At 69.2% G+C, this 8,759-nt stretch carries 9 protein-coding genes; 1 reads left to right on the forward strand and 8 read right to left on the reverse strand.

The features are described from left to right. The 7 genes from AC1D01_RS12075 to napE form a co-directional block, all read right to left on the reverse strand. Positions 1–1,197: hypothetical protein (locus AC1D01_RS12075; RefSeq protein WP_477866439.1), on the reverse strand; the 1,197-nt coding region annotated here is incomplete at its 3' end. Continuing rightward, positions 1,194–2,384 carry a hypothetical protein gene (locus AC1D01_RS12080; protein ID WP_477866441.1) on the reverse strand — a complete coding sequence of 397 codons (1,191 nt, stop codon included), beginning with the start codon at positions 2,382–2,384 and terminating at the stop codon, positions 1,194–1,196. The genes AC1D01_RS12075 and AC1D01_RS12080, both read right to left, overlap by 4 nt. 124 nt (positions 2,385–2,508) lie before the next feature. Beyond that, positions 2,509–3,228, reverse strand: a complete 720-nt coding sequence (locus AC1D01_RS12085; RefSeq protein ID WP_477866443.1) for a cytochrome c3 family protein — start codon at positions 3,226–3,228, stop codon at positions 2,509–2,511. After that, complete coding sequence (locus AC1D01_RS12090) at positions 3,225–3,668, reverse strand: nitrate reductase cytochrome c-type subunit (protein ID WP_477866453.1); 444 nt, start codon at positions 3,666–3,668, stop codon at positions 3,225–3,227. The genes AC1D01_RS12085 and AC1D01_RS12090 overlap by 4 nt, the downstream gene beginning before the upstream one ends. A 41-nt stretch (positions 3,669–3,709) precedes the next feature. After that, positions 3,710–6,193 carry a periplasmic nitrate reductase subunit alpha gene (gene napA, locus AC1D01_RS12095; RefSeq protein ID WP_477866455.1) on the reverse strand — a complete coding sequence of 828 codons (2,484 nt, stop codon included), beginning with the start codon at positions 6,191–6,193 and terminating at the stop codon, positions 3,710–3,712. Beyond that, positions 6,174–6,485: a chaperone NapD gene (locus tag AC1D01_RS12100; RefSeq protein ID WP_477866445.1), complete on the reverse strand. Its 312-nt coding sequence runs from the start codon at positions 6,483–6,485 to the stop codon at positions 6,174–6,176. Before AC1D01_RS12100 ends, napA begins: the two co-directional genes overlap by 20 nt. A 3-nt stretch (positions 6,486–6,488) precedes the next feature. Further along, positions 6,489–6,647, reverse strand: coding sequence for a periplasmic nitrate reductase, NapE protein (gene napE / locus AC1D01_RS12105; RefSeq protein WP_477866447.1), 159 nt, complete (start codon positions 6,645–6,647; stop codon positions 6,489–6,491). Between the two features lie 129 nt (positions 6,648–6,776). On the opposite strand from napE, the gene AC1D01_RS12110 reads away from it, so the two are divergent. Continuing rightward, the gene (locus AC1D01_RS12110) at positions 6,777–7,244 is read left to right on the forward strand and encodes an MgtC/SapB family protein (protein ID WP_477866449.1); all 468 of its coding nucleotides are present in this window, start codon (positions 6,777–6,779) and stop codon (positions 7,242–7,244) included. On the opposite strand, the gene AC1D01_RS12115 is transcribed toward AC1D01_RS12110, so the two are convergent. Further along, a partial coding sequence (locus AC1D01_RS12115) for a hypothetical protein (RefSeq protein WP_477866451.1) occupies positions 7,241–8,759 on the reverse strand: 1,519 nt, incomplete at its 5' end. The two genes, AC1D01_RS12110 and AC1D01_RS12115, sit on opposite strands and share 4 nt — an antisense overlap.

Raw genomic sequence — 8,759 nt, forward strand, 5'->3', positions numbered from 1 at the left:
CCTGACCGCAGCGCCGACCAGCAGCAGGCCCGCTGCCCACAGCGCGAGCGTGGCCGGCTCGGGGATCGGCGAGATCAGGTAGGCGTGGCCGTAGCCGCTGTTGACGACGAACTGGCCCTGGTCGTTGATGCCGGTCACGTTGCGGAACCAGTCGCCGTCGGCCAGCGTGAACAGGCTGTTGATGTCGATCACGCCCTGGCCGTTGGCGCCGGTGATGAACGCGAAGTCGCGCCCGAAGCGGTGGTTGTGGATGATCCCCGCCACCTGCCCGAACTCGTTGATGCCGGTGGTCTCGCTGAACGAGGCCGGCCCGTACTGGCCCGATCCGCCGAGGTAGCCCGGGTCGTAGTTCGCGACATTCGAGAAATCGAGCGGCTTCACGGTGCCGGAATCGTTGCCGATGTACGCGTTGCGACCCACGTACGCCTGCGGCCCGATGTAGGTGCCGGCGATCTGGCCGTGGTTGTTGATCGAGCTCTCCTGGTAGTGCACCGCCGCGGGCAGCGCCGCCGGCGCGCTGCCGTTCGGCCCGGTCACGAAGGTGCCGGCCTGGTTCAGCTCGCTGTAGCCGATGTGGCCGACCACGCGGCCGGCGTCGTTGAGGCCGTTGCCGAACAGCGGCTGGCCGTTCAGGCTGCCGAGCGCGCGCATCGACTGGCCGTTGGCATCGGTGATGAAGCCTTGCTGCGGATCCAGCACGTCGGGGTAGCCGGGCAGGTTGCGGTCGCCGCCCGTCATGCCGATCACCTGGCCGCTGGCATTGATCGCGGTGGCCATGCTGTTGCTGGCGCCGAGCGTGCCCAGGTCCTGCAAGGTCGCGCTGTTGCCGTTGCGCAGGAAGGCGTGGAAGCTGCCACCGGCCGTCTGCGCGGCGCCGACCACCTGGCCGGCGTCGTTGATGCCGTACGCCTTGCTCCAGGTGCCGCCGAACGTGCCGACAGCCGTCAGGCCGGCGCCGTTGGCGCCGCTGAAGAAGCCGCGGTAGTCGCCGACCGACGACCAGCCGTTGAAGCCGTTCGTGTAGGCATAGCCGCTGACCTGGCCGCTGTTGTTGATGCCGGTCGCGTACATCAGGTCGCCGGTGCCCAGCTGGCCGATGTCGAACAGCTGGTACTGCGTGGTCTGCGCCTGGGCCGGCGCGCTGCAGGCGAGGCTGGCGGCCAGTGCCAGCGAGGCAAAGAGGGTGGGTGTCTTCATGAGGTCTCCCTGGGGTTCGAGGATCTGCGGCCACGCCAGCCGATCAGCAGCAAGCCACCGGTCCACAGCGCGAGCGTGACCGGCTCGGGGATGGGCGAGATCAGGTAGGCATGCCCCCGCTCGGAGTTCGCGATGAACTGCCCGAGGTTGTTGACGGCTGTCGCGTTGATGAAGTAATCGCCGTCGGCGAGCGGGAACAGGCTGTCGAGGCTGACCACGCCCTGGCCGTCAGGGCCGCTGATGAAGCCGTAGTACCGCGCGACGCGGCCGTTGTTGAACGTGCCGGCCACCTGGCCGCTGTCGTTCAGCGCGAAGGCCTGGCTGCGCGAGATCGGGCCGTACTGGCCGAAGCCGCCGAGGTTGCCGTACTCGTAGCCGTCGACACCGTGGAAGTCGAGGTGGGTTTCGGTGCCCCCGGGCGTGCCGATGAAGGCGTCGTTGGAGAAGAAGTCGGGCCCCCAGGTGCCGGCCACCTGCCCGCGGTTGTTGATCGCGTTGGCGCTGCTGGTGTCGTCGAACACCGGGCCGGGCGAGGTGGCATTCGGCCCGGTCACGAAGCTGATGCCGAGGTTGTACGGGCTCGTTCCGCCGACCACCTGTCCGCTGTCGTTGATGCCGCGGCCGAACAGCGCCTGGCCGTTCAGGCTGCCGAGCGCCTGCAGGTTGCTGCCATTCGGGCCGGACACGAAGCCGCGCGGGTCACTGCCGTTCGGGTTGGCGCCGCTCGCGATGCCGACGACCTGGCCGCTGGCGTTGATCGCGGTGGCGGTGCTGTTGCTGCTGCCGGCGAGCGTGCCGATGTCGGTGAGCGGGTTGCCGGCCGTGCCGATGAAGGCGCGGAAGCTGCCCGACGCCGTCTGCGAATCGCCGACCACCTGCCCGGCGTTGTTGATCCCGAACGCGCGGCTCCAGCTGCCGCCGAGCGTGCCGAGGGCCGTGAGGCCGGTGCCGTTGGCGCCGGTCACGAAGGCGTTGTAGAGGTTGGAGTCGGATTGGCCGCCACTGCCGTCGGCATACGAATAGCCGACGACCTGGCCGAGGTCGTTTATGCCGGTGGCCCACATCCGATAGCCCGGCGTGAGGGAGCCGAGATCGAACAGCGTGTACTCGGTGGCCTGCGCGGGCAGGGCCGCGGCCAGGCTGCAACCGAGCGCGAACGACGCCAGCAGGCGCAACGATTTCTTCATGGCCTCTCCCCCGGTACGCGCGAACGGCGCGCCCATGGACCGACTGTAGGAGCCGGCCCCGAGGGGCTGCAAGGCGGAACGGCGCGTGTCGGTGTAGGCCCGCGCCTACGCCGTTTTCAGCGGGTTACCGATGGGCGGCGCTGGCGGCACCGACCGCAGAACCGACCGCAGGACCGACAGCAGGACCGACAACAGGACCGACAACAGAAACGGGTGCGAGCGGCGTGTCCGCCGGCAGCACCTGCCCCGGCGTGTCGGTCGGCGCCTCGCCCGGCGGGATGTGCGGCAGCTTGTGCGCGATGCCCTTGTGGCAATCGATGCAGGTCTTCTCGCGGCTGGCCAGGTAGGTGGTGTGCATGTTCTGCGCACGCACGCTCTGCCGCGTGAAATCCATCGATTCGTAGTTGTGGCAGTTGCGGCATTCGAGCGAGTCATTGGCCTTGAAGCGGGCCCATTCGTGCTGCGCCAGCTCGAGCCGCTTGGCCTGGAACTTCTCCTGCGTGTCGATGCTGCCGAACACCTTGCCCCAGACCTCTTTCGACGCCTGCATCTTGCGGGCGATCTTGTGCGTCCACTCGTGCGGCACGTGGCAGTTGGAGCAGACGGCGCGCACGCCGGAGCGGTTGGTGTAGTGGATCGTGCCCTTCAGCTCGGCGAAGGTGTTCTCGCGCATCTCGTGGCAGCCGGTGCAGAAGGCCTCGGTGTTGGTCGCCTCCATCGCGGTGTTGAAGCCGCCCCAGAACACGATGCCCGCGATGAAGCCGGCCAACGTCAGGAAGCCGAGGCTGAAGTGCACGCTCGGCCGCGAGATGATGCGCCAGTAGCGTTTCGCGAGCTCGATCATGGCGCGACCCCCTTGAAGCCGTTGCCGACCAGCGGTTTCACCGGCTCCTGCGCCACGTGGCACTGCGGACAGAAGTAGCGCCGCGTCGAGACCTGCGGCAGCACCTTGCCGGTGCGGTCGATGTAGTGCGTGGCGCTGACCGGCACGGCCTGGCTGAACTCGGTGCGCGCACGCGCATGGCAGTCGAGGCACTTGTTGAAGTTGCGGTCGACCTGGTAGCCGTCGATGCGGTGCGGAATGATCGGCGGCTGCATCTCGTAGTTGCGTGCGAGCCGCTGGTCGTCGTTGACCGTGTTGGCGAGGCGCGGCGGGTGGGTCGTCGCGAGGATCGGCGTCGGCCCGCGTGCCGCATCGGTCAGCAGCGCCGCGGCCGGTGGGGCCGCTACCGGATCAGCCGCGCCGCAGGGCAGGGCCTGTGCGGCGAGCAGCAGGCCGCACATCACGCTGGAAAGGAGGTGGCGCATCGGTGTCTCCCGCGGTGTCAGACCTTGACGATCTTCACGGCGCACTTCTTGAAATCGGTCTGGAACGAGATCGGGTCGGTGGCATCCAGCGTGACCTTGTTGATCAGCTGGCTGGCATCGAACCACGGCACGAACACCAGGCCGCGTGGCGGCTTGTTGCGCCCGCGCGTCTCGACACGGGTGCGGATGCTGCCGCGCCGCGACGCGACCTCGATCTCGACCCCGCGCCGCAACCCGAGCGACCGGGCATCGTCGGGGTGCATGTAGCAGACCGCGTTCGGCACCGCCTTGTGCAGCTCGGGCACGCGGCGCGTCATCGAGCCGGAGTGCCAGTGCTCCAGCACGCGGCCGGTCGACAGCCAGAACGGGTAGTCCTTGTCGGGCAACTCGGGCGGCGGCTCGTACGGCAGCGCGAAGATCAGCGCCTTGCCGTCCGGGTGGCCGTAGAACTGCCAGCCGGTGCCGGGCTTCACGTAGGGGTCGGTACCTTCCTTGTAGCGCCAGCGCGTCTCTTTGCCGTTCACCACCGGCCAGCGCAGGCCGCGCACCTGGTGGTAGGTGTCGAAGGGTGCGAGGTCGTGGCCGTGGCCGCGGCCGAAGCTCGCGTACTCCTCGAACAGGCCCTTCTGCGGGTAGAAGCCGAACGCCTTCGCCTCGGCGTTCTCGTAGCCGGCCTCGACCTGCGAGGGCGGGAAGCGGTTGACCTGCCCGTTCTCGAACAGCACCTGGAACAGCGTCTTGCCGCGCAGCGCCGGCTTCTTGTCGAGCAGCTCGGCGGGCCAGACCTCGTCGGTCTTGAAGCGCTTCGAGAACTCCATCAGCTGCCACAGGTCGGAGCGCGCCTCGCCGGGCGGATTGACGAGCTGGTGCCAGAAGTGCGTGCGCCGCTCGGCATTGCCGTAGGCACCTTCCTTCTCGACCCACATCGCGGCCGGCAGCACCAGGTCGGCCGCGAGCGCGGTGACGGTCGGGTAGGCATCGGACACCACGATGAAGTTGTCGGGGTTGCGGTAGCCCGGGTAGCCCTCCTGCGTGAGGTTCGCGCCGGCCTGCATGTTGTTGTTGACCATCACCCAGTAGGCGTTCAGCTTGCCGTCCTTCAGCATGCGGTTCTGCAGCACTGCGTGGTAGCCGGGCGTGCCGGGGATGGTGCCTTCGGGGATCTGCCAGATCTCTTCGGTGTGGGCGCGGTGCTTCGGGTTGGTGACGACCATGTCGGCCGGCAGCCGGTTGGCGAAGGTGCCGACCTCGCGCGCGGTGCCGCAGGCCGACGGCTGGCCGGTCAGCGAGAACGGGCTGTTGCCGGGCGTCGCGATCTTGCCGGTGAGCAGGTGCAGGTTGTAGACCATGTTGTTCGCCCAGACACCGCGCGTGTGCTGGTTGAAGCCCATGGTCCAGAACGACATCACCTTGATCTTCGGGTCGGCGTACAGCTCGGCCAGCGCCTCGAGGCGGTTCTTCGGCACGCCGCTCAGCCGGGCGGTGCTCTCGAGGTCGTACTGCGAGACGAAGCGCGCGAACTCGTCGAAGCCGATCGGCCTGGAGCCGCCGGCGTCGCCCGCGTTCTTCGCGGCCTTCTGCAGCGGGTGCTCCGGCCGCAGGCCGTAGCCGATGTCGGCGTTGCCGAGCCGGAACGAGGTGTGCTTGTCGACGAACTCGCGGTTCACGCGGCCGGTCGAGATGATGTAGTGCGCGATGTAGTTGAGGATCGCGAGATCGGTCTGCGGCGTGAAGGTGAGCTCGATGTCGGCGAGCTCGTACGAGCGGTGCTCGAAGGTCGACAGCACGGCGACCTTCACGTCCTTGCCGCTCAGCCGCCGGTCGGTCACGCGCGTCCACAGGACCGGGTGCATCTCGGCCATGTTCGAGCCCCACAGCACGAACGCATCGGCAGCCTCGATGTCGTCGTAGCAGCCCATCGGCTCGTCGGCGCCGAAGGTGCGCATGAAGCCGAGCGCGGCCGAGGCCATGYAGTGGCGGGCGTTCGGGTCGAGGTTGTTCGAGCGGAAACCGGCCTTCATCAGCTTCAGCGCGGCATAGCCTTCCCACACCGTCCACTGGCCGGAGCCGAACATGCCGACCGCGGTGGGGCCCTTTTCCTTCAGCACGCGCTTGAACTGCGCGGCCATCACGTCGAAGGCCTGGTCCCACGAGACGTGCTGGAACTCGCCGTCCTTCGCGTACTGGCCGTTCTTCATGCGCAGCAGCGGGCGGGTCAGGCGGTCTTCGCCGTACATGATCTTCGACAGGAAGTAGCCCTTGACGCAGTTCAGGCCCTTGTTGACCTCGGCCTCGGGGTCGCCCCGCGTCGCGACGACGCGGTTGTCCTTGACGGCGACGCTGACGCCGCAGCCGGTGCCGCAGAAGCGGCAGGGGGCCTTGGACCACTTCAGCGACGCGTCGTCGGCGCCCTGGGCGGGCGAGGGCAGCGGGATGCCGGCGACGGCGCCGGCCGCGGCGGCGGCGGTCTGGCGAATGAACTCACGGCGTGGGATCGACATCCGGGACATCGGGGATCTCCTCATTCATGGCGGCCAGGGTGTCGGCGCATTGGTAGACGAGCGCGGCGGTGAGCACGCCGGGGCTGCGTTGGATCAGCGCGATCGCCGCGAGCATCTCGTCGGCGGACGCGGCTTCGAGCGTGACGATGAGCTTGCCTTGCGGCGACATCGCGTGCACCTCGCTGCCGGGCAGCTGCGCAATGGCGACGGCGACGGACGCGATGTCGGCCGCAACGGCCTGCACGACGAGGCTCGCGATGTGGAGCTCGGCGGCTTCAACGGGGATCGGCATGGCTCAGTGCCCCGGCGGACCGGTGAAGAGCTGCACCATCCAGACGATGAATCCGTAGCCGCCGACGAGCGCGACCGCGAGCAGCGGGGCCAGCACGGCGGTGAGGAAGACGAAGCTGCGAAGCTCCTGCGCTTTGGTGAAGGTCTCCGGTGGCTGGCTCATGGCGGCCCTTGACTTGTTGTGGAGCGAGACATCCGCTGACGGCGCGAATGTGCGCCGGGGGGCGGTGAGCGTCAAGCACCGCGGTAGCATTTGTTGAGGCAGAACAAGGAAGCGTCGATGGATCAGGTGATGCGAGCATTGCACTCGGAGTTTTCGGACCTGGGCGACCCGGAGCAGATCACGCGCGTGCTGCTGCGGCTGACGCTCGCGGCGCTGCTGGGCGGCGTGCTGGGTTATGAGCGGCAGAGCCAGGGCAAGGCCGCGGGCATCCGCACGCACATGCTGGTGGCGATGGGCGCGGCGCTGTTCGTGCTGGTGCCGCAGCAGGGCGGCATGGAGATCGCCGACCTGAGCCGCGTGATCCAGGGCGTGGTCGCGGGCGTCGGCTTCCTCGGGGCGGGTGCCATCCTGAAGCTGCGCGACGAAGAACAGGTGGTCGGCCTCACGACGGCGGCGGGCGTGTTCATGACGGCCGCGATCGGCGTGGCCTGCGGGCTGGGACGGGAGTCGACGGCCTTGCTCAGCACCTTGCTCGCGCTGCTGGTGCTGGCGGTGGTGCCGAAGCTGTTCGATCGGGGGGGACCGACGCGGCGCTAGCCGCAGCCCTTCAAGGCCTCGCGCACGGCCGCCGGCCCGGTGAGGCCGGGCGGGATGCCCTGCTTGTCCATCTCCTCGATGATCGGCAGCGCGAGCCGCTGCTGGGCGCWGGCGGCGGCCGCATCGCCTGCCWGCTGCCGCGCCTGCAGCGCGACACCCAGCAGGTGGTGCGCAAGACCCTGGTGGTAGTGCACGTAGTTGTCTTCGCGCAGGCCGGCCGGCAACGCGGCGAACGAGGCCACCGCGGCGGTGAGCACCTCCACGCCGGCACGCGCCTCGCGCTCGGCCAGCAGTGCCTCGCCGAGCGAGGTCTGCATGCTCGCGACATCGGCCAGGAACTGCGTGTTGCCCGGATCCTGGCTGCTGAGCTTGCGCATCATCTCGAGCGCGCGCCGTGCCTGCGCCACCGCCTCGCGCGGCTGGCCGAGGCGGCGCAGGCACCAGGCGATGTTCTCCAGGTTGGTCGCGACGTGCCGGGAGAGCGAGGTGTTCTCGGGGCTCTTCGCCACCAGCGGCTCCAGCACCGCCGTGCTCTTGCGGAAGGCGTCGAGCGCGAGCTGCGCGCTGGCGGCCGTGGCGTCGCGCTGGATCAGCTGTTCGCCGCGCGTCGAGTGGATCGATGCCAGGTTCAGGCCGGCATCGCTGTCGTCCGGATCCTGCGCGACCAAGGCCTGCAGCTGCGCGGCGGCGTCGTCCGCGGTCTTCAGGTAGTTGTCGATGTCACCCGAGAACATCTGCACCTGGCTCAGCTGGCTGTACAGCGTCGCGCGCAGCAGCCGCCATGTGCGGTTCGACGGATCGGCGGCCGCCAGCTCGTCGGCCGCCGCGATGCCGGCGCGCAGCGTGCGCCCGGCCTCGGGGAACTTGCCGATGAAGCCGAGCACCGCGCCCTCGCGCTGGTGCACGACCGCCACCTCCTGCTGCGCATCGCGGTACACCGCGCCGTGCGGAGGCGGTCCGGCCAGCACCGGCGCCAGCAGCTCGATCGCGCGGCCGTAGCTCTTGAGCGCGGCCTGTGGATCGCCGAGGCTCGCCAGCCCCGGCCGGCCCTGGATGTCACCGATGTTGCGGTAGCCGTTCGCCAGCTCGATCTGCAGCGCCGGTTCGCGCTGCGCCTCGGGCGCGATGCCTTCGAGGTACGCGAGCCCATTCTCGACCAGCAGCTTGCGCGCCGCCGTGGAACCCGGCAGCACGCGGATCGCGTCGTGCATCGGGATCATCATCGAGCTGGCCAGCTTGCGCACGCTCGCGAAATGCCGCTCCGCGCGTTCGCGCTGGCGCTGCGCCTCCCAGGCCTGGTAGCCGGCGAAGGCGATGCCGGCGAGCAGCGCCAGGTTGGCCAGCATCACCGCGCCCACCGCGGCGCGGTGGCGCAGCACGAAGCGGCCGGCCCGGTAGCTCCACGCCCCGCGGCGCGCCTGCACCGGCAGGCCTTCGAGGTGGCGGAACAGGTCGTCGGCCATCGCCTCGGCCGAGGCGTAGCGGTGCAGCGGATCCTTGCGCAGCGCCATCATC

Source organism: Rhizobacter sp. P3_B12 (genome assembly GCF_056402895.1).